At 70.2% G+C, this 23957-nt stretch carries 18 protein-coding genes; 11 read left to right on the top strand and 7 right to left on the bottom strand.

Translation table 11 applies throughout. The features are described from left to right. Positions 1-31: 31 nt before the first annotated feature. Entirely contained in the window at positions 32-682 is a 651-nt protein-coding gene (locus QHF89_RS37635) for an NUDIX hydrolase (RefSeq protein ID WP_136972194.1), read from the top strand. A gap of 15 nt (positions 683-697) precedes the next feature. Here the strand turns inward: QHF89_RS37635 and QHF89_RS37630 are convergent, their stop codons facing one another. After that, positions 698-1669 (bottom strand): tetratricopeptide repeat protein, encoded by a 972-nt coding sequence (locus QHF89_RS37630; protein ID WP_284721433.1) that lies wholly within the window; start codon positions 1667-1669, stop codon positions 698-700. Between the two features lie 181 nt (positions 1670-1850). Between QHF89_RS37630 and QHF89_RS37625 the strand changes: the two genes are divergently transcribed. Together QHF89_RS37625 and QHF89_RS37620 are read left to right on the top strand one after the other, a co-directional pair. Next, positions 1851-3341, top strand: a complete 1491-nt coding sequence (locus tag QHF89_RS37625; protein WP_136972196.1) for a sigma-54-dependent transcriptional regulator — start codon at positions 1851-1853, stop codon at positions 3339-3341. Next, entirely contained in the window at positions 3338-4522 is a 1185-nt protein-coding gene (locus QHF89_RS37620) for a formylglycine-generating enzyme family protein (protein ID WP_284721432.1), read from the top strand. The genes QHF89_RS37625 and QHF89_RS37620 overlap by 4 nt, the downstream gene beginning before the upstream one ends. Before the next feature lie 3 nt (positions 4523-4525). Here QHF89_RS37620 and QHF89_RS37615 read toward each other — a convergent pair whose 3' ends face one another. Beyond that, positions 4526-6970 carry an MSCRAMM family adhesin SdrC gene (locus QHF89_RS37615; protein ID WP_136972197.1) on the bottom strand — a complete coding sequence of 815 codons (2445 nt, stop codon included), beginning with the start codon at positions 6968-6970 and terminating at the stop codon, positions 4526-4528. A 235-nt stretch (positions 6971-7205) separates the two neighbouring features. Here QHF89_RS37615 and QHF89_RS37610 point away from each other — a divergent pair, with 235 nt between their 5' ends. The 4 genes from QHF89_RS37610 to QHF89_RS37595 are packed head-to-tail and all read left to right on the top strand — an operon-like array spanning position 7206 to position 10349. Further along, positions 7206-7847 (top strand): hypothetical protein, encoded by a 642-nt coding sequence (locus tag QHF89_RS37610; RefSeq protein ID WP_136972198.1) that lies wholly within the window; start codon positions 7206-7208, stop codon positions 7845-7847. Continuing rightward, positions 7844-9076, top strand: coding sequence for an ATP-binding cassette domain-containing protein (locus tag QHF89_RS37605; RefSeq protein WP_136972199.1), 1233 nt, complete (start codon positions 7844-7846; stop codon positions 9074-9076). The genes QHF89_RS37610 and QHF89_RS37605 overlap by 4 nt, the downstream gene beginning before the upstream one ends. A gap of 26 nt (positions 9077-9102) precedes the next feature. Next, a complete protein-coding gene (locus QHF89_RS37600) occupies positions 9103-9807 on the top strand; it encodes a hypothetical protein (RefSeq protein WP_136972200.1) in 705 nt (234 codons plus the stop codon). Then, positions 9804-10349 (top strand): hypothetical protein, encoded by a 546-nt coding sequence (locus QHF89_RS37595; RefSeq protein WP_136927835.1) that lies wholly within the window; start codon positions 9804-9806, stop codon positions 10347-10349. Before QHF89_RS37600 ends, QHF89_RS37595 begins: the two co-directional genes overlap by 4 nt. On the opposite strand, the gene QHF89_RS37590 is transcribed toward QHF89_RS37595, so the two are convergent. The 3 genes from QHF89_RS37590 to smpB all read right to left on the bottom strand — a co-directional run bounded on the left by QHF89_RS37590 (position 10327) and on the right by smpB (position 12835). Then, the gene (locus QHF89_RS37590) at positions 10327-11850 is read right to left on the bottom strand and encodes a DUF362 domain-containing protein (protein ID WP_136972201.1); all 1524 of its coding nucleotides are present in this window, start codon (positions 11848-11850) and stop codon (positions 10327-10329) included. The genes QHF89_RS37595 and QHF89_RS37590 overlap by 23 nt on opposite strands. Before the next feature lie 218 nt (positions 11851-12068). Next, positions 12069-12347, bottom strand: coding sequence for a hypothetical protein (locus QHF89_RS37585; RefSeq protein ID WP_232379385.1), 279 nt, complete (start codon positions 12345-12347; stop codon positions 12069-12071). Positions 12348-12358: 11 nt separating this feature from the next. Then, on the bottom strand, positions 12359-12835 hold the full coding sequence (smpB, locus tag QHF89_RS37580; protein ID WP_136927832.1) for an SsrA-binding protein SmpB: 477 nt from the start codon (positions 12833-12835) through the stop codon (positions 12359-12361). A 213-nt stretch (positions 12836-13048) separates the two neighbouring features. Between smpB and uvrA the strand changes: the two genes are divergently transcribed. Together uvrA and QHF89_RS37570 are read left to right on the top strand one after the other, a co-directional pair. Further along, entirely contained in the window at positions 13049-18433 is a 5385-nt protein-coding gene (gene uvrA / locus QHF89_RS37575) for an excinuclease ABC subunit UvrA (protein WP_136972202.1), read from the top strand. 3 nt (positions 18434-18436) lie between these two features. Then, a complete protein-coding gene (locus QHF89_RS37570; protein ID WP_136972203.1) occupies positions 18437-20044 on the top strand; it encodes a hypothetical protein in 1608 nt (535 codons plus the stop codon). Positions 20045-20193: 149 nt separating this feature from the next. Here QHF89_RS37570 and QHF89_RS37565 read toward each other — a convergent pair whose 3' ends face one another. Next, positions 20194-21051 carry a hypothetical protein gene (locus tag QHF89_RS37565; RefSeq protein WP_136972204.1) on the bottom strand — a complete coding sequence of 286 codons (858 nt, stop codon included), beginning with the start codon at positions 21049-21051 and terminating at the stop codon, positions 20194-20196. Positions 21052-21291: 240 nt separating this feature from the next. Beyond that, a complete protein-coding gene (locus QHF89_RS37560; RefSeq protein ID WP_284721431.1) occupies positions 21292-22059 on the bottom strand; it encodes a hypothetical protein in 768 nt (255 codons plus the stop codon). Positions 22060-22298: 239 nt separating this feature from the next. On the opposite strand from QHF89_RS37560, the gene QHF89_RS37555 reads away from it, so the two are divergent. Both QHF89_RS37555 and QHF89_RS37550 read left to right on the top strand, forming a co-directional pair. Next, positions 22299-22847 carry a hypothetical protein gene (locus tag QHF89_RS37555; RefSeq protein WP_136927828.1) on the top strand — a complete coding sequence of 183 codons (549 nt, stop codon included), beginning with the start codon at positions 22299-22301 and terminating at the stop codon, positions 22845-22847. 1 nt (position 22848) lies between these two features. Next, positions 22849-23946: a matrixin family metalloprotease gene (locus QHF89_RS37550; RefSeq protein ID WP_136928004.1), complete on the top strand. Its 1098-nt coding sequence runs from the start codon at positions 22849-22851 to the stop codon at positions 23944-23946. Positions 23947-23957 lie beyond the last annotated feature (11 nt).

Here is a 23957-nt window from a genome sequence, read left to right as displayed (position 1 = left end):
TTCTGCTCCCTTGAGGCAGGCTCCTCGAAGCATGCGGCTCTCCCCCGACGTCGTTCGCCGCTCCCTCGCCGGTCTGCCGGCAGAGGAGAGCCCGTGGATCTCGATGCTGCAGACGAACGCGCGCCCCGCGGCCGTCGCGATCCCGATCCGCTTCACGCGTGATCCGGTGGTGATCGCGATCCTGCGATCGGCGGAGCTACGCGAGCACGCGAGCCAGGTGGCGTTCCCCGGCGGCAAACGAGAGCCGAGCGACGTGGATCTCTACGCGACCGCGCTGCGCGAGATGGACGAGGAGGTGGGGCTCGCCGGGGAGGGGATCACGCATCTCGGCGAGCTCACGCCGACGCCGACGTACAACGGTCGGTACTTGATCCACCCGTACGTCGTGGCCGTGGGCGAGGGGCTCGCGCCGGTGGCGTGCTCGGGCGAGATCGCGCAGGTGCTCGAGCTGCCGCTGGGCGCGTATCTGCGCGGGGAGGCGCCGCGGTACGGGGTGATGCTGAACTGGCGGGGCGCGGAGATCCTGATGCCGCACTTCCGGCTCGACGCGTGCGTGCTCTACGGCGCGAGCGCGGTCATCTTCCACGACCTCGTCGAGCGGATCGCGGCCGGGATCGGGGCGACGTTGCCGCCGCCGATCCTGGAGCGCGAGATGCCTTGGGGGAATCGAGAGCCCGTTTGAGGGCCAAGCGGTTCGTTAGAACGAACCGTGGACGAGGACGCCGCTCATGCCGGGACCCACGCTCGGCGTGACGTGCACGCGGCCCGACTTCTGCTCGTCCTGCGGCACGGGCTTGTTGAAGAGCAGCTCCCACACGAGGCCGCCCGCGACGGCCGCGCCACCGACGCCGAGCGCGATCTTGCCGACGAGGGTCTGCGTCTGTCCGAGGACGGCCTGGTTGTACGACGTCTCGTCGTAACAGAACCACCGGCCGGACGAGCCGTCGAGCTGGGTCGTCGTGAGGTTGTTCGTCGGGGTGATGCCATTTTTGATCTGGAAGCACCCTGTTTTGCCGCCGATGTCCTTGTCGGTCTTCTGCACGCCCGACACGTTGCCGAGGCCCACCGGCAAGAGGATGGCGCCCGCGATGAGCGCCGCGCCGCCGACGCCGACCGTGATCCACGGCGCGATGCCGAAGGGTTTGACGGGGGGAGGCGGCGGGAGCTCGGGGCGAATCGCCGAGCTCGTGGGCGGCGCAGAGACCGTCGCCGATGCGGAGGCCGTCGGCGCCTGGCTCTGCTGCAGGTCCTTCAGGTTTTTCACGCGCGTCTGGATCTTCGACGCGTCCGGCGCGTCCGGCGCGCGTTCGAGGTACGCCTCCAGCGCGAAGATCGCGTTCTGCCGATCGCCGAGCTTCTCGTATGCGTTGGCGATGTTCAGCAGCGTGCCGACCGCGTTGCAGTCGAGGTTGAAGACATCGCGCCAGTACTGGATCGCCCGAGCGTACTCACCACGCTCGTAAAACTGCCGTGCGGCCTTGTGGGCGCCCTTGGCGCCTTCGACATCCTCATCCGTCGCCGTTCGGTTGCACTTGCCGGCGAACGGGTTCTGCGAGCCATCGGCCATGGCCATGCCCGTCGCCAGGGTCACCCCGACGACAAGCCCGACCAGAGATACCCCCTGCGCGCGCGTTCCCCACATGCGGTATTCGTCCTTCGTACCGAGCATAATGGCATGTGCTGCCGTCCGCGAAAAAAAGCGCGCACACGGTGAGCAAGATGCCGGCGATCCCGCTTCTTTCCCCGTCCCGGCCCCCCCGACCCCCAGCCAACGTCCGGGTCCCGGCCCGTCCGATCCCGGGGCCCTGCCGCTGGTCCCCCCGGGCCCCGGGCTCTGGTAACCTCGCCGCGTGCTACCTGAAAAGAAGCAGATCCTGGTCGTGGACGACGAGGCCAACCTGCGCCGCGTGCTCAGCGCGCAGCTCGGCCGGGACGGCTACGAGGTGCACACCGCCGAGGACGGCGAGGAAGCCCTCGCTTTCCTCAAGGAGCACCACATCGACCTCGTGATCACCGACCTCCGGATGCCCAAGGTGGACGGGATGGATCTGCTCCGCGCCGCCATGCGGGACGATCCGACGCGCCCCGTGGTCATGTTGACGGCGCACGGGACGGTCGACAACGCCGTCGAGGCCCTGAAGACCGGCGCCTTCGACTACATCACGAAGCCCTTCGATCAGCACGAGGTGCGCCTCGTGGTGCGCAAGGCGCTGCGGACGCGTGACCTCGCGAGCGCCGACGCGTCGCGCGACGTCGCCGCCTCCGCGTCCCCGCGCGAGGGCTCCGCGCGCTTCGGCATCATCGGCGAGAGCCAGCCGATCCACGACCTCTACGCGATCATCGAGCGTGTCTCGGACACGCCCACGACGGTGCTCATCACGGGCGAGAGCGGGACGGGCAAGGAGCTCGTGGCGCGGGCGCTGCACGAGAACTCGGGCCGGCGCGATCGGCCCTTCATCAAGGTGAACTGCGCCGCGATCCCGAAGGACCTGATGGAGTCGGAGCTCTTCGGCTACGAGCGAGGCGCGTTCACGGGCGCGGTCGCGTCGAAGCCGGGGCGCTTCGAGCTCGCCTCGGGCGGGACGCTCTTCCTCGATGAGATCGGCGAGATCCCGAACGAGATGCAGGTGAAGCTCCTGCGCGTGCTCCAGGAGAGCGAGTTCGAGCGCGTGGGCGGCATCAAGACGATCCGCGTCGACGTGCGGCTCGTGGCCGCGACGAACCGCGATCTGAAGCGCGAGATCGGCGCGGGGTCGTTCCGCGAGGATCTGTTCTACCGGCTCAACGTGGTGTCGATCGCGCTGCCCGCGCTGCGCGAGCGCCGGACCGACATCCCGCCGCTCGTGTCGTACTTCATCGCGAAGTTCAACGCGCGGCTGCGCAAGAGCATCGAGGGCGTCGAGCCGGACGCGCTCGAGCGGCTCGCGTCCTACGGCTGGCCGGGGAACATCCGCGAGCTCGAGAACGTGATCGAGCGCGCGGTGCTGTTCGCGGACGGCGCTCGCATCCGGCTCGAAGATCTCTCGGAGGAGGTGCGATCGAACGCGGGGCCGTCGTCCGCCGTAGCCGCGAGCGTGCCCGCCTCCGCGGAAGGCGCGCGGCCGCCGTCGCCGTCGTCGCCCGATCCGCAACAAGGCGAGTCGGCGTCGATCGCCGACGGCCTGAAGGAGCAGGTCAAGGCCGCGATGAGCAAGCTCGAGCGCGACCTGATCGTACGCGCGCTCAAGCAGACGCAGGGCAACGTGACGCACGCGGCGCGGCTGCTCAAGATCTCGCGCAAGGGCCTGCAGCTCAAGATGAAGGAGCTCGGGCTCCGGGAGCGCGAGCACGAGCCGACGTGAAGAGGGCCCTCGTCGCCGCGGCCCTGTTCGCGATCGGCTGTCAAGGCAAGCGGCTCGCGCCCGAGCCGACCGACGCAGGGGAAGAGGCCGATCCGCCGTGGGTGACGGCGGATCGAGAGCCTGAGCCGCGGCCGGGCATGGCCTGGATCCCGCCCGGATCGCTCATCGCGGGCACGCCGCCCGAGAAGCTGCCGCGTGTCCCCGACGAGGAGATGGCGGGCGAGCAGGTCGTGATGAGCGGCTTCTACATCGATCTGTTCCCGTACCCGAACGAGCCCGGCGCGATCCCCACGACGAACGTGTCGCAGGCCGAGGCGGCCGAGCTCTGCGCGGGTCAGCAGAAGCGGCTCTGCACGGAGCTCGAGTGGGAGCGCGCGTGCAAGGGGCCGCAGAACACGGCGTACCCGTACGGCGATACGTACAAGCCGGCGACGTGCATGACGGGCTCGATGCGGAACCTCGTGCCGAACGGCGTGAACGCGGGGTGCAAGAGCGCGTTCGGCGTCCACGATCTGCACGGCGGCGTGTGGCAGTGGACGTCGAGCCAGTGGCGGCGCGACGGGAGCAAGACGAACCTCGGGACGACACGCGGAGGGAACGCGCCGCAAGGCGAGCTCGTGGGCCGATGCGCGAACGGGCGCGGCGTGCGGTCCGATCTGCGCCGCGCCGACGTGGGCTTCCGCTGCTGCGCGGGGGAGCCCAACAGCTTCGAGGTGGTGCTCAACGTGAGCCGAGGCGCGGCGCTCACATTCCACCCCGCGGACACGAAGGCCGAGCTCGCGCGCGCGCTCGCGCCGCTCGTGCCGGAGGAGATCCGCGAGGTGGTGAAGAAGCGGAAGGCCGATCATCCGTTCGAGGTCGAACGGATCTGGACGTGGCATCCCCTCGGCAACGAGGAGCTCGTGCTCGGCGGCGGCTGCGCGAAGGCCGCAGGGCACGCGCGATGCGGGGTCGTCGTGGCGCGCATGCGCTTCGACGCGCCGGTCTCGATGGCCTTCGTGCCGACGGAGCTCTGGCAGCCGACGGTGGGCGAGACGGAGACGCCGCGCGAGCTCTTCGTCTACGGGGGCGACGACAACGGCGCGTTCCGCCGGCGCGTGTCGTACGAGTGGGGGAAGATCGGGATCAGCAACAAGGAGCGCAAGAAGAAGCGCAAGGGCAAGAAGGAGCCCACCTGGTGAGCGTCACTGCGGCGCGGGCGGGACGAGGAAGAGGATCTCCTTGGGCGCGCCGAGCAGCAGCTCCGAGGGCGCGATGCCGTTCTGTGCCTTGATCGTGAGCGTGGCCTTGAAGATCTGCGCGGTCTGGTTTTGCGGGATCGTCGTGTTCGGGGTGGGCACGATCTTGAAGCAGATCTTCTGACCAGGAACGATTCCGAGGGCGGTCTCATTCACGCCGTCCTGCGCCTTGACGAGGCCCTTCGCGCCCGACCAGATGTCCTTGAGCTGCTGGACGGCGTTCAGCGAGAAGCACGGGACGCCCGGCTCGGCTGCGTCCTCGCCGCCCGACGCGTTGACCGAGATCTGCGCGATGAACGTGTCCACCGCGTCGATGGGATCGGCGAGGCTCGCGGTGGCGAGGGAGCGGATGTCGAAGCGGATCGACTTGAGGAGAGCCTTGATGCCGTTGTCGAGCGTGACGTCGTTGAGCCCGGTGCCGTCGGTGCTGATGTCGAAGATGAGGCGGCAGGTGCCGCCGGGGTTGTCCGAGGTCGCGGGCCCGTCGGGGACGAGGAACGCGCCGTTCGGGCCCGTGCCGCACTGCATGCCGCCGAACGCGGAGGGCGGGACGAGCGAGCTCGTCTGATCGGCGATGTACGCGAGGTCCTCGTACGGATCACCGCCCGCGCGGACGCCGTTCGACGAGGAGATGCCGATGAGCCGCGCGCCGCGCTGCTTCATCGCGGTGATGAGCGTGTCGACCGTGGGCGTGGGGAAGGGGGCCTGGCCGTTGAAGTCGTAGGCGTCGTGGAGGCTGGCCGCGTTGAGGGCGCGCCGTCCGTTGTGGAACGGAGCGTCGGTGATCGGCACGAGGATCGGCAGCGCGCCGTCGCGGAAGCGTAGCGTTCCATAACGGCCGGCGGGCGCGCCCGCCGGCGTGAGCTGACCGCCGGGCCATAGCAGGAAGGCGTCCGTGAGCGCGCGTTGCATCGCGGCGATGTGCGACTCGGGGTTGTCGCCGCCGTCGTGCACGTTGAGCGAGAGGACGGCGGCGAGGTTGTCCGCGAGGACGGTGCTCACATAACCCGTGCTGCCCGCGACGTAGAACGGTTGATCGACGCCCGGGGTGCCGTACGTGCCCGTCGGGAAGTCGTCGAAGCCAGCGATGCCGACGGCGAGATCGGGGATCGACGCCTTCAGCTTGGTGATGATCGCGCTGAGGTTGCTCTTGAGGTTCTGGATCTCGCCGCTCATCGTCGCGGTCGTGTCGACGAGGAAGGCGACGTCGCCCTGGTTCAAGTTCGTACGAAGCGGAACGATGTTCTCGGCCGGCGAGGGCGCGCCGAGGTAGGGCAACACGAAGTAGAACTTGCCGAGCGTGCCGGGCGTGACGAAGGGATCCCGTGGGTTCGAGCCGAGCTCGCGTTCGATGAGATCGGAGGTGCCGTCGCCGTCCGTGTCGGCCTTCGTGCGATCGGTCTCGAGCGTGTCGAGGAAGCAGTTGAGATTGACGTCTTCGTCTTTGTCGAGGATGCCGTCGGCGTCGGCGTCGAGATCGAGGAAGTCGTACTTGCCGTCGTTGTCGGCGTCGGGCGGCGGATCCGCGACCATGTGCAGCGGTCCGGCCTCGCAGAAGTCGGAGAGCCCGTCGTTGTCGCTGTCGGCGTCGCGGAACGCCGGCACGCCGTCGCCGTCGGGATCGGCGAACCCTTCGAACGCGTCGCCGAGCGTGTCGTTGTCGCTGTCGGCGTCACACAGATCGGGGAGCGCGTCGCCGTCCGTGTTGACGGCGACGCCCATCGTGAGCTCGACGGTGTCCGGCAACGAGTCGTCGTCGTTGTCGGGATCGGCGTAGTCGGGGATGCCGTCGCCGTCGGTGTCCGCGGGGTTGGGCCCGGGCTTCTGCGGGTCGTAGGGCGTCTGGTCGGGGTAGACCTCGAGCGCGTCGGGCAGGCCGTTGTCGTCGCTGTCCGTGTCGCGGAAGTCGGGCGGCCCGGTGCCGTCGGAGTTTTGCGGGTGCGCGCAGCCGACCGCGGCCGTCTGGCCTTCGAACGCGTCGGGGAGCGAGTCGTTGTCGCTGTCCGTGTCGAGGTAGTCGGGCGTGCCGTCGCCGTCCGTGTCGACGCCTTGATCCTTGCCCTCGACGTCGTCGGAGATGCCGTCGAAGTCCGCGTCGGGCGGGCAGTTGCTCACGGGGTTTCCGCCCACGCCGCCGGAACCACCGGCGCCGCCTGCGGCACCTGCGCCACCCTGGCCGCCGGCGCCACCGACGCCGCCTGCGCCGCCGCTCCCGCTGGACGAGGCCGAAGACGAGCTGCTCGACGAGCTCATGCTGGAGGAGGCGCCCGCATCCCCCCCCGCGCCAGCATCACCGCCCGCGCCGCCCGTGCCGCTGCTGGAGGCGGTCGTCGGCCGATCGATGGCGGAGTCCGGCGTGCAGGCGACGCCGAGCGCACCCCCCGCTAGCAAGAGCCCGAGAACAGAAGCCCATCGCCCTCGGCGGATTTTCAGGTCAAGCACAGGACTGCGCACAGGATATCCTTGCCGCCGCCCGCGCGAAAGGGCAGCGGGGATGCGGATCCTCGCGTTCACCCTCGTAACCATCGTGACGACATCGACTCCCCCGAGCCTCAGCGGTGCGCTTGCCGCGCGCCGTTCTCCCGGGCCGCCTCGCGGGCGTCGGAGGAGGCGTTTGCTCGCCGCGGTGGCGTTGTCTCGCGCGCGCCTCGGCCGCACGACGCTCTCGCGGCTCGGGCTCGCCTGCGGCGTGTTGCTCGGCGCGTCGTTCGCGGTCCTCGCGATCGTGCTCCGCGCGACAGAAGGAACGCGCGCGCCGCTCGAAGGGCTCGTTGGCCTCGGGGCCGCGTCGATCACGCTGCTCGCCGCGGCCCCGACGACGCTCGCGGCAGCGAGCGATCGGAGCGCCGAGGATCGCGAGGCCGGGATCGAGGCGCTCGCGGCGACACACGGCGTGCACGCGCAGAGCCTCCACGTGGTGCGGTGGTTCGCGTCGATGGTGCAGATCACGAGGGCGATCGGCCTGCCGCTCGTCGGGCTCGCGCTCGTGACGGTCGCGCTGTCGAGCTCCGGCGCGATGGCGATGCGCAGGATCGTGTTCGCGCTCGGGCTGTCCGTGTTCTCGGTGATCGCAGGGACCACGCTCGGGACGATCGCCACGTTTGCCGCGCGTATGGGCGGCAAACGTGGCAGGGTCCTGCTCGCGGCGATCGTGATCGTGCCGTGGATGCTCGCGGAGCTCGCGGGGCGCGGCTCGTACTCGATCCCGGGCGCGCTCTCCGCGCTCCTCTCGCTTCTCGTCGACGCCGGCGGCGGAGCCGGCACATGACGATGCCGCGTCCGTCGCCGCCGCGGCTCGTGCTCGAAGCCGTCCATGCGCGTGACGCCGCGGCGCCGCGGGGCGCTTCACGCGGGAGCTTGACCGGCGTGAGCCTCGCGCTCGGCGCGGGGGTGTTTGCGGTCGTGGGTGCGCCCGAGGATGGGACGCTCGCGCTCTCCGAGGTGATCTCGGGAGCACGCGCGCCCTTGCAGGGACGTGTCCTGGTCGAAGGACAAGCACCGGCGCGCTCGCCTTTGCTGCGGGCCCGGATCGGCGCGCTCGCCGCGGAGCCCGCGCTGCCGGATGCGCGCACGGTCGAGGCGTCCGTCGCGCTCTCGCGGAAGGCGCGTGGCGAGGCGACGACGCGCGCCGGCGACGTGCTTGATCCCTTCGGCCTCGGTCATCTCGCGCGCCGGGAGCCGCGATCGCTCTCGTTCGCCGAGGCGCGCGCAGTGGAGCTCGCGCTCGCGCTCTCCACGCCGTCGCCGCTGCTCGTTGTGCTGCACGAGCCGCTCTCCGACGTCGCGCTCAATCTGCTCGGCCTCGTGCGCGAGCGGATCCGCGAGCTCGCGCTCGGCGGCGCGTGTGTCGTCGTGACGACGTCCTCACCCGCGGATGCGCGTGCGCTCGGGGATCGTGTCCTCGTGCTGCACAAAGGGCTCGTGCTCGGAGAGGCCGACGCCGCGGAGCCCATGCCCGGCGGCGAGCCCGCGCTCGTCGCGTGGGTGCGCCCCGCGAACGAAGCGGGCGAACGAGCGCCGGTGCGTATGCTCGCTCGTTTGCTCGCCGATCGCGCGGAGGTGCGGGCGGTCGCGTGGAGCGAGGCTGCGGGGCCGTATCCACGCGCCGCGGAGCTGCGTTTGTCCGGGGCCGACCTCGACGCTTGCGCGCTCGCGCTCACGGACGCAGCGGTCGAGGCCGGCGTCGTCATCGAAGCCATCGCGCCCGCATCGCCCGGCATCGTCCAGGTGCGCGCCGCGGCCGAGGCGTTGCTCACGTTCCGCCGCGCCGCGGGGCTCGCGCCGAGGCCACCGGTCGTGCTTCCGGCGGCGAGGAGCGCGCGGGTGCCAGGTGCGCTCGCGCCCGTCGCGCTGCCAGCGCCTTCGGCCGTGCCGAACGAGGCGCCGGCCGCGGAAGCGCCTGCCGTCACGCACGACAAGGCGCCGGCCGCGGAAGCGCCTGCCGTCACGCACGACGAGGCGCCGGGAGAGCCAGGCGAGCCACGGGGAGGCACATGACGTCGCAGCATCGACCAGAGGCCACGTTGCCTCGTGGCGCAGGCGCCTTCGGGGGCGTTTCGCTCGGGGTTGCGATGGGCGCGCGCAGGCTCGCGGGGCGGGGCGTCGTGCTCACCACGATCCTCGCGCTCGCGCTCGCGTTCGCCGGCGGGCTCATCGAGCGCCGCGTGACCACCGCAGGCGCGGTCGATCGTTCCCTCGCCGCGACGTTCCGCCTCGTCATCCCGCTCTTCTGCTTCGCGCTCGCCGCGCGCGCGTGTGATCGCGTGAAGCTGCGTGACGCCACCTGGCCCCTCGCGCGGTACGGCGCTTCGCGTCGCGACGTCGCGCTCGGGATCGGTGTTTCGCTCGTGCTCGCTTCGGCCGTGAGCGGCGCGCTGCTCGACGTCGTCGCGGTCGCGTCCGCGCAGTCGGCCGCGGCGCCGCCGTTCGCGCGGGATGCCTTCACGAGCGGCTGGATCGGCGCCCTCGTCGGCGCGGCCTATGCCGGCTGGTTCGCGTTTGGCGCGACGTTCCTCGAACGGGGCCGGGGTCGCCTCGGGGTGCTCGTCCTCGACTTCCTCTTCGGCAGCGGCGCGGGCCTCTTTGCGGCGCTCCTGCCGCGCGCGCACGGACGCGGCTTGCTCGGCGGTGAAGGCCCGCTCGGGCTGTCCCAGCCGCAGAGCTCCGTGGCTCTCCTGCTCATGGCGATGCTGCTTCCCGTAGCCGCCGCGCTGAGGTGTCGCGAGTGAGTGCATCCGTGCTGATCGTCGATCGTTCGTCCTCCAAGCTTCTCGTTCACACCCGCGCCAGCGGGATGCTGGCGCGCTTGGCGCACGATCTCGAACTCGCGGCCTCTGCGCTCAGCGGCCGCGCGACGCTCGAAGGCGAGGGGTTTTCCGCGGAGCTCGTCGTGCCGGTCGCCGCGCTGCAGGTCGTGGGGACACTTCATGGTGAGCGCGTCGACACGTCGGCGCTCTCGACCTCGGATCGATCGGACATCGAGCGGAAGATCCGCGACGAGGTGTTCCCGGGGACGAAGGAGGTGCGCGTCCGCGCGACGGGCACGTCACGGGAGCGCGCGGACGTGACGGTCGAGGTTTCGAGCGGTCGGATCTCGCTTCCGGTCTCGCTCCGCGTGACGGAGGAAGCGGAACGCACGCGTGTCTCTGGGCGCGCGGAGCTGTCGATGAAGCGGCTCGGCCTTCGCGAGGTGAAGGGGCCGCTCGGCGCGTTCCGTGTTCGCGACGACGTCGAGGTGTTGTTCGACGTTATTCTGCGTCCGGAAGCGTAGGCGGAGAGACCTCGGGCGCGGCTTGCCCGCGCTCGCAGGGGCCGTGGATCTGGTAGGGCTTGCCCGAGATGCGCTTCATGAGCGCCTTGCCTTGCCAGCCGAGGTAGCCCTTGCTGAAGCGCACGGCCTCCGAGGGCGAGAGGTACGGGTTCTTCGTCTTGCCGAGCTCGACGAGCGTGAGCACCTGCTCGGCCACGCTGACGGGGCAGCCTTCGAGGCGCAGCGGCTCGGTCGGATCGGTGGTCGCGAACTTGCGCATCACGTGCACCATCTTCGCGAAGATGTCGTCGTGCTTGGCGTGGTACGGGTCCTTCTCCGCGCGGTCTTTGTAGAGGCTCTCGACGCGCACGAGGCGGCCGTGGAGGTCCCCGGACCACGTCGCGCAGTCGCCGATGAAGACGACACGCTCGCCCGGCTTCGCGTCGATCTTCCCTTCGTAGGCCCCGAAGACGATGTGCATGCGCGGCATCTTCTCGTCGCACTGCTCGTCGTAGAGCCGAAGGATCTCGATGGCCTCCTCGAGCGCGCCCGGACAGCCGCCCCAGCAGTAGTCCGTGCGCTCCGGCTCCGGTGGCGGGCCGGCGTACGCCGTGATGTGCGAGCCCTCGAAGTACTTCTCGACGCGCACGAGGCCCACCTTGAAGCCCTTGGCCATCGCCTGCGCTTCTTCGAGCGTCACGTCGCCGCTGATGTCCAACGAGCTGAGATCGAGCGAGCCGAAGCCACGCTCGGAGGCGAGGCGGAGGTGGTCGACCGTGTACGGATCGACGCCGATGATGTTGCAGCACAGCGCGTCGAACGCGGCCTGCGAGTTGCCCATGATGACGAGCCCGAGCTTGCGCGGGATGGGCGTGAGCATCCGGCCTTCGCCGGCCACGATCGCGTCGATCGCGATGAACTGCGGCTGAACGATGTACTGCAGGTCCGCGATCTTCTCGTCGAGCCGGTGGTCGTGGTCGATGAGGCGGTGCCGATCGTCCTGGATGCCGATGTAGTTCTTCATGGAGAACGTCACGGTGGTCCAGGGGTGGCTCTTGAACTTGGGGCAGTTGACGAAGAAGTCGGCCTTCGCGACGGGCTCGGGCGTGAAGACGTAGTCGCGCAGGCGCTCCTTGTGGGTGAGCCGGATCTCGACCTGCGGCTCCTCCTCGAAGTGGTAGTGCTTCACGCCCGTGCGCTTGAGCATCGGGTAGTACTCCGCGCCCTCGAACGTCGTGCGCGTGGGGAGGGTGATGCCGCAACGCTCGCCCAGGGCGAGCTCGCGGACGCGGCCGTCGCTCCGGTCTTGCAAGGCGCGCAGCACGCCCTCCAAGAACTCAGGCCGCGTGTACGCGTGCGGGAACGACGGGCCCGACGCCACGCAGTTCGGCTTGACCAGCGTGCGGCCGTGCGGCCGGAGATCGAGCTCCTCGAGCCCCTCCCGAACGATCCGGCGGATCTGCTCGACGTCGTAGGTGGGGCAACGGCGAATGATGACCCGGGGGCGCGACGCGATTTTCATGTCTTCCCCAGCCTAGGGGGGCCCGTCGGCTCGGGCAATGCCGGCAGCCGAGGGGCACAAGGCCCGAAAAACGCCAGACATTTCGGCGCCGTTTACGTTCGAGCGTCAATGGCTTTACATTTGTTCATGGGTCTGGAATACATCCGCGCGGTGGGCGCGAAAAACCCCGACCCCGAGGCGCATGGCGACGGCGTGGATCCAGGAGGGGGCGGTGACGGTTACGGTGAGCCCGCGTCGCCCGAGCTCCCGCCGGCCGACGAAACGAGCAGGGCGGAGAGTTCTTCGCGAAGGCGTCGTGTCGCGTCGACGAGGCGGCCTTCGACCAGGAAGGCGTCGCCCTGCTTTCGGCTGCGATGCACCTTCACGCGCACGAGCGAGGTCGTCTCCAGGTGGCCGGCGAGCGGCGCTCCCGGCGCGAAGGCTTCGGTCGATCGAAGGCTCACCCGATCGCCGTCGAGGGCGACGAGATCGGCCGAGCCACCTCTCTGGAGCTTCATGTGCGGCATGTTCACTCCCCTCGGCGGCCTCGGCCCATCGCGGCGCGGGCTTCCCGTTCGGCCTCGCGTTGCTTGACCGTCTCGCGTTTGTCCGCCTGCTTCTTGCCCTTCGCCAGCGCGAGCTCGACCTTCGCGCGGCCCTTCTTGAAGTAGAGCCGTGTGGCGGCGACCGTCATGCCCTCGCGCTCCACGGCCTTGCGGATCTGATCGATCTCCGTGTCGTGCAAGAGGAGCTTGCGCGTCCGTTTCGCGACGTGCCCGAACGCGGCGCCCGGCATCTCCGGGATCAACATGCCGTGCAGGAACGCCTCGCCGTTCGTGATCGTGCACCACGCGTCGGAGAGGTCCGCCTTGCCGTCGCGCAGCATCTTGACCTCGCTGCCGATGAGCACCAACCCGGCTTCGAAGCGCTCGCCGAGCTCGTACTCGAAGCCGGCCCTCCGGTTTCGCACGATGAGCTTCTCGTCGCTCGCTTCTTTCCCGCTCACGTCGTTGACACCCTTGATCGCTGTCGCTACGGCCGAGCGCCGCCCGAAGAGCCGCTCTCCAGGCAGGCGCACGGTTAGGGCTAGCGCGCCGTGCGTCCTGCGTCCATAGGTCGACGAGCATCCGTTCCGCGACAAACTCGCGCGCCGTGCTAGTACGCCCGCGCCTCGGTCCGAGTCGTCTCCGCATCACCCCTCACCGCAGAGAGCGAAGCCATGCAACCCATCCGCATCCGCGGCGCGCGTACCCACAACCTCCAGGGGATCGACCTCGAGCTCGTGCCCGGGCAGCTCGTTTGCTTCACGGGCGTGTCGGGCGCCGGAAAATCCTCCCTCGCGCTCGATACGCTCTACTCGGAGGGGCAACGGCGTTTCGTCGAGAGCTTCAGCCCCTACGCGCGGCAGTTCCTGGAGCGGCTCGAACGGCCGCCCATCGACGAGCTCGATCCGGTCGCCGCGGGCGTGGCGGTCGATCGCCGCGCCCCCGTGAAGAGCTCGCGCTCCACGGTGGCCACGATGGCCGACCTCGAGCCGTACCTGTCGGCCGTGTTCGCCCGCGAGGCGACGCCCGTGTGCCCGACGTGCCAGATCCCGGCGACACGCGTCGACGCGGTGACGGCCGCGTCGAAGGCCGTCGAGAGCCACGACGGCGCGACCGCGCTCGTGACGTACCGCGTGCCCGTGGCCGGCACCGAGGAGCTGCTCGACGTGCGCGAGACGCTGCTCGAAGCGGGCTACCGGCGTCTGCTCGTGCGCGGCGAGGTGCGCGACATCGACGAGGTCGGCCCGAGCGACGCGCTCGGCGCAGGCGGTGGGGTCGAGGTGATCGTCGATCGCGTGAAGATCGGGGCGCGCGACGCGCGGCGCCTCGGCTCGGCCATCGAGGAGGCGTGGCAACGGGCCGAGGGCGGCGTGGCCTTGTACGTGGGCGCGTCGGGCACGAGTGGGACCGGGCGGCGTGTGCTCGTGCCGCGTGGGCTCGCCTGCCCGTCATGTGCGCGGAGCTTCGACGCCGCGCGGCCGGGCCTGTTCTCGTACCAGTCGCCGATCGGCGCGTGCCCGGGATGCCGGGGGTTTGGCCGGACGATCGGCGTCGACTGGGGCAAGGTCATCCCCGACGAGGAGAAGACCCTCGAAGGCGGCGCGATCCGGCCGTGGACGGGGTCGAGCACGTCGTGGGAGCGGAAGGTCCTGCGGAAGTTCTGCGAGAAGAAGGGCATCCCGCTCGACGTGCCGTGGAAGGAGCTCACGGAGGCGCAGCGCGCGCAGGTGCTCGACGGCGAGGGCAGCTTCCACGGCGGGAAGTACCCGGGCGTGCGCGCGTGGTTCAAGTGGCTGGAGACGCGCACGTACAAGATGCACATCCGCGTGTTGCTCGCGCGGTACCGCTCCTACGATCCGTGCGCGACGTGCGACGGCAAGCGCTTGTCGCCCGAGTCCTTGCTCTACCGCGTGGGCGGGCTCGATCTCGCGAGCTGGCACGGGCTCGAATTGCGCGAGGCGCGGGCGCTCCTGGATCGGTTGAAGGCGACGACGGGGCAGGGCGAGATCGCGCGGAAGGAGCTCGCGCAGCGGCTCTCGTACCTGGAGCGCGTGGGGCTCGGGTACCTGACGCTCGATCGACAAGCGCGCACGCTCTCGGGCGGCGAGGCGCAACGCGTGACGCTGACGGGCGCGCTCGGGACGTCGCTGACGGGCGCGCTCTTCGTGCTCGACGAGCCGACGGTGGGGCTGCATCCGAGCGACGTGCCGCCGCTCATCGAGGCGATGCGTGAGCTCGCAGCGCGCGGCAACGTGGTGGTCGTCATCGAGCACGAGCCGCTCGTGATCCGGGCCTCGGATCGCGTGGTCGAGCTCGGGCCCGGCGCGGGCAAACAAGGCGGGCGCGTGGTGTTCGACGGCGCGCCGACGGAGCTCGCGCGACGCGGCGATTTGCCGACCGGACGCGCCCTCGCGCGCGGCGCGGCGAGCGTCGCTTCGGCGGACGAGCGGCCTGCGCCACGCGGATCGATCTCCATCGTGGACGCGCGCGCGAACAATTTGAAGGACGTCAGCGTGCGCATGCCGCTCGGGCAGGTCGTGTGCGTGACGGGCGCGAGCGGCTCGGGCAAGAGCACGCTCGTGGAGGACGTGCTCTACCGCGCCCTCGCGCGGGCACGCGGCTACAAGGACATCGAGCCCGCGGGCGCGCACAAGAAGATCGAAGGCACGAGCGGGATCAAGGTCGTCACGCTCGTCGATCAAGCGCCGCTCGGGCGCACCTCGCGCGGCAACCCCGCGACGTACACGGGCGCGTGGAACCGCATCCGCCAGAAGTTCGCCGCGGAGCCCGAGGCCGCGGCGCGGCAGCTCACGGCGGGGCACTTCTCGTTCAACGTGGCGCTCGGGCGCTGCGAGTCGTGCGCGGGAGAGGGCGCCGAGACGATCGAGATGCAGTTCCTCGCCGACGTTTCGTTGACATGCCCCGTTTGTCAAGGAAAACGATTTCGTGACGAGGTGCTCCAGGTCAAGCTCGACGGGCGCTCCGTGGCCGACGTGCTCGCGTTGTCGATCGACGAGGCGCTCGAGGTCTTCGCGCGCGAGCCTGCGATCGTGCGCGCGCTCGGGCCGCTCGCGCGCCTTGGTCTCGGGTACCTCACGCTGGGCCAGCCCCTCTCGACGCTCTCCGGCGGTGAGGCGCAGCGGCTCAAGCTCGCGCGCGCCCTCGGCGAACGGACGGCGGGCGCGCTCTTTCTGCTCGACGAGCCGAGCGCGGGCCTGCACGCGGAGGAGGTGCTGCTGCTCAACCAGGCCCTGCGGGATCTCGTGCGCGGCGGCGGAAGCGTCATCGTCGTCGATCACGATCTCGACGTGATCGCGGCCGCCGACTGGGTCGTGGATCTCGGCCCCGGTGCGGGCAGCGACGGCGGGCAGATCGTCGCCGAGGGGACAGCCGAGGAGGTCGCGCGCACGAACACGCGCACGGGACACGCGCTCGCAGCGCACCTCGCGAGACCCTCGTCGCCGCCCTCGTCGTCGCGGCGAAAGGGCAAGGCAAACGGAGACGCGTCGCGCCGCGCAACACCGGCCTATCCGCCCGCGCCGTCGGCGATCGAGATCGTCCATGCGCGTGAGCACAACCTCGCCGAGGTCTGCACGTCGATCCCGCACGGCCAGATCGTCGTCGTCACGGGGCCGAGCGGATCGGGCAAGAGCACGCTCGCGTTCGACGTCGTGTTCGCCGAGGGGCAGCGGCGCTTCCTGGAGACGCTCACGCCGTATGCGCGCCAGTTCCTCCCGTCGATGCCGCGCCCCGATGTCGATCGCGTGACGGGCGTGCCGCCTGCGATCGCGCTCGAACAGCGCACGACGCGCTCGGGGTCGAACTCGACGGTCGCGACCGTCACGGAGATCGCCCACTACCTGCGGCTTCTCTTCGCCAAGGTGGGCGAGCCGCACTGCCCGACGTGCGACGTCCCCATCACCGCGCGCGCGCCCGACGAGGTGTATCGCGCGCTGCTCGCCACGCGGGGCGCGCGCACGTTGCTCGCGCCCGCGGTCGTCGCGCGCAAGGGCACGTACCTCGACGTCTTCACGGCGGCGGCGCGCGCGGGCATCACGGACGCGATCGTCGACGGCGCGCGGGCGAGCACCGATGACCCGCCGCGCCTCGACAAACGGCGCGAGCACTCGATCGATCTCGTGATGCACGAGGGCAAACTCGACGCGCTCGACCGCGCCACGTTCGACCGCGCGCTCACCTTCGGCAAGGGCTCGCTCAAGCTCGTCAATGCGCGTGGCCAGGAAGAGCTGCTCTCCACCACGCGCACCTGCCCTCGCTGCGGCGCGGGCGTCCCCGAGCTCGATCCGCGCTGGTTCTCGTTCAACACCAAGCAAGGCCGCTGCGAGGCCTGCGAGGGGACGGGCGTGCTCGGCGGGAGCGAGGACGCCGATCCCACGGATGCCTCGAACGAGCCGTGCACGGCGTGCGGCGGCTCGCGGCTCGCCCCTGTCCCGCGCTCGGTGCGCCTCGCGGGGGACCGGTACCACGAGGCGACTGCGCGCTCGGTGTCCGAGGCCGTGCGCTGGGCGAAGACGCTCCGCTTCGACGGAGAGCGCGCGCTCATCGCAGAGGCGCCGCACCGCGAGCTCGCGCGGCGGCTCGCGTTCGTCGAGGAGGTCGGGCTCGGCTACCTCGCGCTCGATCGCCGCGCCGCCACGCTCTCCGGCGGCGAGATGCAGCGGCTCCGGCTCGCCGCGCAGCTCGGCAGCGGGCTCACGGGCGCGCTCTACGTGCTCGACGAACCCACGATCGGCCTGCACCCGCGCGACACGCATCGGCTGCTCGACAACCTGCGCAAGCTCGCCGGGATGGGCAGCACCGTGCTCATGGTCGAGCACGACGCGGACACCATCCGCGCTGCCGATTACCTCATCGATCTCGGTCCCACGGGGGGTCGCGGCGGCGGTCGCATCGTGGCCCAAGGAACGCCGTCGGAGGTGTTACGCACGGCAAACTCGCCCACTGCGAAGGCGCTCTCCGGCGAGCGCGCGCTCGCCTCGGCCCGCGTGCGGCTCGGCCCTGCCGACGCGTTCCTGGAGGTCGAGGGCGCGCGCGCGCACAACCTCCGCGTGGACGCGCTGCGTGTTCCGCTCGGACGCATGACCGTCGTCGCCGGTGTCTCCGGGTCCGGCAAGAGCACGCTCGTTCGGCACGTGCTCTACCCGGCGGTGCGGCGCGCCCTCGGCCTCGCGGGGCCCGATCCCGGTCCGCACGATGCGCTTCACCTGCCGCCCTCGCTCGCGCGCGCCGTCGCCGTGGATCAATCTCCCATCGGCCGCACGCCGCGCTCCATCCCCGCCACCTTCCTCGGCGTATGGGACGAGGTCCGCAAGCTCTTCGCCGCGACGCCCGACGCGAAGATGCGCGGCTACGACCCCGCGCGGTTCTCGTTCAACACGGCGAAGGGCGGTCGTTGCGAGGTGTGCGAAGGGCAGGGGGTCATCTCGCACGAGATGTCTTTCTTGCCCGACGTCGTGACGACCTGCGAGGCTTGCGGCGGAACACGTTTCGAGCCGGCCACGCTCGACGTACGTTACCTCGGCATGTCGATCGGCGATGTCCTGCTCCGTACGGCCGAGGAGGCGGCCGAGCTCTTCGCGGCGCACTCGAAGATCCGCGAGCCGCTCGCCACGATGTGTGATCTCGGCGTGGGGTATCTGCGGCTCGGCCAGGGCTCGCACACGCTCTCGGGCGGCGAAGCGCAACGCCTCAAGCTGGCGGACGAGCTTTGCAGCGGCACGCGCGCCAAGCCCACGCTTTACGTGCTCGACGAGCCCACCACGGGTCTGCACCTCTCCGACGTCGCGCGCCTCGTGGCCGTCCTCGATCGCCTCGTGCAGCGCGGGCACTCGCTCCTGATCATCGAGCATCACCCCGCCGTGATCGCGGCCGCCGATCACGTGATCGAGCTCGGACCCGAAGGCGGCAAGGGCGGCGGTCGTGTCGTGGCCGAAGGAGCTCCCGAGGTCGTGGCGCGGCGCGCGACCGCGACGGGGCGTGTCCTCCGCGCGCTCTTCGAGAGGCCCGCGTCGGACATGGCCCTTGCGGCGGAGGCTTGACGCATGGCAGGCACGTTCACCGTTGGAGCCCTCGCCCTCGCGGCCGAAGGTGCGAACGCGGTGGGCGCCGTCCGCTTGACGCTCTTGCCCGACGTCCTCGAGATCGAGCTCGTGCGCGCGGCCGGCTTTCGCAGCGGCTTCGTGCCGGGCAGCGTCGCGGAGGCCGTGGAGATGCGCGTGCCGTACACGGCGATCCGTGGCCTCGTGCGGCGTGGCCGCGCGCTCTGCCTCGCGCTCGATCCCTCGATCGCCGCGCCTTACACGCGCTTCACGCTCGCGCGCTTCACGTACGATCCACGCGAGGCCCTCGCCCGCGCGTACGAGGCGCGGAGGCGAGCGGCGCTCGCCGTCGTGATGCTGCCCGGACCGCTCGGCCTACTCGCAGCGCTCGCTTCGCCCGCACCACTCGTAACGGGCTGGCTCGGTCGGCTCGCGGTTGGAGTCGTCGTTGCGACGGGAGGTTGGCTCCTCTTGCGGGAGCTCCTTCGGTTCGCCACCTGGGGCGGGCCTGGCTCCGATCGCCTCGCGGAGACGTTCGAGGTCGCGCTATGCCAGCGCCTCGGGTTCGTCCCTGTCGCGACCGCACCCTTCGCCCCGCCGCCCGCGCCGCCCGTCCCCGAGGCGTCGCTCCCTGCGTGGGCGCGCGCGCCGCTCCTCGTCGCGCTCGTGGCCGCGCTCTCCGTGCTCGGCATCTCGTTCTTCCAGCGTTACGGCAAACCCCCCGAGCCCGCGGCCGTCGCGCCGCACGTGCCGCTCCTCGTTCCAGGCCTCGGCTCTGCGTTTCCCGCGCCTTCTCCCGTGGACGCACCTTCCGGCGAACAACGCCTCCCTCGTTGTGTGTGCGCGCGTGCCGCGTCCCCTTTGTGGAACGAGGGGCTCCCGGTGCTCGAAGTCCTGCTCGCGTCGCGACCTGAAGATGGCTCCGGCCGCGTGGTTCCTTCGGAGCGACGTGGGTACGACTTCGATCTTTCGGTCGTGAACAATGGCGGGAAGCAACTGCGTGACGTCAGCGTTCTCGTCACGTTTGCTCGCCGCGACGATCAGAACCGCCGTGTGGGCGCCACCGATCGTGGGCTCTACTGGGGAAGGCCGCTCGCCCCGGGCCGCGCGATCAAGTGGCACCTCAAGGCGCCGGGCACCGAGATGCGCATCGATCCGCCGCGCCTTGGCCTCCTCGAAGCGGGCCGCGAGCCTGCGTCCCCGGATGCGTTCTTCGAACTCTCGCGCGCGCGCCAGCGTGTGGTGCGCATCCACGCGGCGAAGATGCTCGCGTACCACCGGGATCCGCGCGCCCTCGACGTGCTCGCCTCGCTGGGCCCGTCGAGCTCCGATGAGGAGAGCGTCCTCGCGCGGATTACGCGTGCCGCGCGTCCGGTCGTCGCGTGTGACATCAAGCCGACGTCCGCGGCCCTCGACGTTTGTCTCTTCAACGACTCGCTGTCGCCGCAACGCGTCGTCGCTGCGCGCACTGTCGCCGAGCGCGACGCACCTTCCCAGCGAGCGGCCTTGCCGGTCGTCGTTCCGGTGCATGACGGCGTGCGCGTCTCGGTTCCGCTGCCACCGCAGCCCGTTCCACCCGAGCTCGAACTGGAACTGGATCCTTCACCCTGAGAGGGGGTTGCTGACGCACCTTTGCATCGACCGCATCGCGGTCGATGCACCTGCGGTCCAGGGCCGTGCCCTGGTCCGGGTCGAGGGGTGGACAACCCCTCGTCGGGTCCGGGGTGAAACCCCGGCGCTATCCGTCGAGAAGTTGCGCGTCAGGAAGTTGCGCGTGCGCGTTTGCCCACGATGAACGCGAAGCTCATCGAGTCTTCGCACTGCGCCACGCTCACGACGCCGCGCGACTGCCAGGCCACGAGGTACTCGCCTGGCTCGACGAGGGTGGCTGCGATCCTCGCCCGTGCGCTGTAGGCGTTGCAGACGTCGAGCGCGGAGAACGCCCACCGGCCGAGCGACATCACCTGGCGGAGCGTGAAGTATGCGCCTGGGGAGCGGTAGATCGGCACCGGCGTGTTCGATTGCGGCGCGCGCGCAAACGACACGGCGTACACGCCCGAGCGCAGGAGCCCGTCGAAGTCGAGGCGCGCGCGCCCTGCGAGATCCGGGTGGAAGACGCCGCCCACGCTCACGATGAGCTCGCATGGATCGAACGTGAACTTCGCGTCGTATCCTTGGTGCTTGTGCGGCGCCCAGTTCGGCGCTTCTCGCAGCGGCTCGCGTGTGAGGGCGATCAGCGCCTCCGACGTGTGCTGCCGGATCACCTCTTTGAGGCCGTCGAGGGATACGAGCCCGCTGTCGACGAGGGCTTTGACGACTGGGATCTGGTCGCGCTTGCAGCGCTTGTAGACGTCCTCGATCCGCTTCGACTCCGGGGGTTCGTCCGCGTAGGCCCGGAGCAGCTCTGCGAGGCGACGTTCCATGCCGGACGCCGCGGCCCAGCAGATTCGACCGTTCTCGACGAGCACCGTGCCTTGCGTCGGGGGGCCGAAGACGAGCGCGCCGGTGGCGCTCTCGGGCAGCGCTTCGATCTCCTCCAGCAGGGGGATCACCGCCGCGGGATCGCCGGAGATGCCTGCCGGGTCGGGCATCAAGCGCAGACTCTTTCCACTCTGCATGGCTGGTTCCTGGGCTCCTCGAGAGGGAGGCGGTCGCTTGGCTCCGTGGTCCAGCGGGCGCTTCCGGGTCCTAGGATATCCCCGTTCGTCGCACGGCGCGAGGGCCGCGGGTTTGTCCCGTGAACACGAGTTCGCGGTCCCCCCCGCGAACGCACCCCGGGCCACGTGTATGGATGTGCACGTTGGGGGATGTGCGATGTTTCCATACTCGACACGCGCTGGGGGTCCACACGGGCGGGCTCAGGGACGGCAGATGTTGTAGCCGTCCGGGAGGATCGTGCTCGGCTGGCAGGTCATCTGCACCGGGCCCTGTCCGGTCTGGATGACGGGGCAGTCCGTGTCGGGGGCTTGCGGGTCGCAGATGACGCGCTGCTGGGGGTACGTACAGGTGGCGGCACAACGGAGGAGCGGATACCAGTTGCCGCCTTGCGTCTGCGTGAGGTCGCCGCAGCAGACCGTGCCGGCGGGGCAGTGCTCGGGGAGCTGGCATTCGATGCGCGACTCGAAGCCAGGCTGGCCGTTGCCGCCGAACTCCGTGGCGCAGTTGTCGTTGTCGTCCGGGCCGCTCACGCACTCGCCCTGGGGCGGGTCGTTGTAGTTGCTGTCGTCCCAGCAGCATGCGCTCTGGCCGCTCACGGGACAGACCACGTCGCCACATGCGACCATGACGACCGGGGGCATCGGCCCGGACGATGAGCTTTGCGTGCTGCTCGACGAACTCGATGGGCCGTTGCCTGCGCCACCTTGCCCCGCGCCTCCGTTGCCTGCGCCGCCTTGCCCCGAGCCTCCGTTGCCTGCGCCACCTTGCCCCGCGCCGCCGTTGCCTGCGCCACCTTGACCCGCGCCGCCGTTGCCCGCGCCGCCTTGCCCGCCTGCGCCGCCCGAGGCGCCGGCCCCTTGGCCGCCGGAGGCAAACAGTCCCGTGGTGTCCGTTCCGCAGGCGGCGATCGTGGTGCCCACGACGAAGAGGGAGGCGAGGCAGAACGATCGCAACGAAGCACGTTTCATGGATGACTCCTCAGAGAGGCCCGAAAGGTACACGCCGGAGGTAGCCTGCGGGGCTCGAAACGCCACCCATTTTCGTCGTGACGGAGACGCGCCGGGCGCGCTGGCTTTCCAGTCGGAAATCAAATTTGGGTCGTCGCTGAACACGGACGCCCCTGCGCGTGGGGGTCGCTTTACACGCCGAGCGACGCTTGGCATGGTGGAACGAAAGGCCGAAGCGGCCCGGATCGAGGAGGCACTTCATGAGCTTCAGAAAGTATTTGGCCGCGCTCGCGGCCATCGTCTTGCTCGGCGTCAGCGCCGTGGCGGACGCGACGACCATGCTCTTCCTTTCGCGCGAGGAGCTCGTCAACCGTTCGGACCTCGTGGTCCGGGTGCGTGTGAGGAAGGCGGTCACGGACGAATCCGAGGATGGCCGGGGCCTCGTGACCCGCACCGAGCTCGACGTGGTGCAGCTCCTCAAGGGGAAAGCCGAGGGGCGTGTCGTCGTCCAGCAGTTCGGCGGGACACACCGGGGCAAGACGCAGAAGGTCCTCGGTGACGCCGCGCTCAAGGCGGGGGAGGACGCGGTGGTCTTTCTGCGTCGCGACGACAAAGGAAAAATGTATTTCACGGCGCTCGCGCTCTCCGTGTACCACGTGGATGCCAAAGGAATGGCGCGTCGCGAGCTCGACGGCGTCGAGCTCGTCCGTTACGCCGGCAAGAAGCTCGAACCCTCGGGCCACGTGGAGCAGCCCGAGGCGGTCGAATCTCTCATGACGGACGTGGTCCGCCTCGCCGGAGGAAAGTGACATGAAGACCCTCCGAAAGGCCGCCCTCCTCGCCGCATTTGCGGCCGGGATCCTCTCCGCGCCGACCGAGGCGCGCGCCTGGACGGGCCTCGAAGGCCCGCCGTATCCGGTATGGGGGATCTTGCCGGTCAAGTTCTACGTCAATGCGTCCACGTTCCCGACAGAGATTGCCGCGACCGCGCAGCAGCGGCTCGTCGACGGGTTCGGCTCCTGGGCGGCCCCCGAGTGCACCGATTTCGCGACGCAGCTCCTCGGCGATCTGCCGGACGGGACGTGGAATTCGAACGACAACAAGAACGTCCTGATGTGGATCAATCGGCCGGCCACGTGGCCGCTGGAGCTCGGACCGGTGGACTCGGTCATCGGCGTCACGCTGCCGGTATGGTCGTCCGACGGCGACGGCAATTTGATCATCTCCGACGCGGACATCGTCTTCAACAACGTCGGATTCTGCTGGTACGACTCCGCCACGAACCCGAACGGCAATTGCATGGGCGGTAGCCCCGTCGATACGCTCTCCATTGCCACGCACGAGCAAGGCCATTTCCTCGGCCTCGGCCATACCGACGTCACGGGCTCGACGATGGAACCCTTCTACGATGGCGGCAATGCCATCGCGAGCATCGAGCAGGACGACATCGACGGCGTCTGTACACTTTATCCCCCCGGCTCCGGCATCCCGAGCTGCAATGCGTGCAGCGTGAACGCCGCGAAGACCGAATGCAAGGCGCTCGCCACGGGCTGCAATGGCCAGTGCATCGGCATCTACAACTGCGAGCTGTCCTGCCCCGTCGCCAAGACCCCCGCCGACTACAAGGCCTGCCTCGACGCCTGCAAGATGCAATTTCCGGACGGCGTCGAGGCCTACGAGGCGTATGCGGGTTGCCTCTGCAACCTCTGCTCGAAATCGTGCCCCATCAAATGCCCCGGCGGCGCGGGCGCAGGCGGCGGCTGGGGCGAAGAGGAGCCCGAGGGGCCCCGGATCGAGGACCCCGGCGGCTGCGGCTGCTCCGTCGAGGCCAAGCACGGCAAGGTCGGCGCCCTCGCCGCCCTCGGCCTCGGCCTCGCCGCGATCACCCGCCGGCGCCGCCGGCGCTGAGCCCCCTCCCC

Source organism: Polyangium sorediatum, from assembly GCF_029946465.1.
GTDB classification, from domain to species: Bacteria; Myxococcota_A; Polyangia; order Polyangiales; family Polyangiaceae; genus Polyangium; species Polyangium fumosum.
Note: the sequence above shows the minus strand (reverse complement) of the source record. Positions and strands in the feature narration are given on the sequence as shown.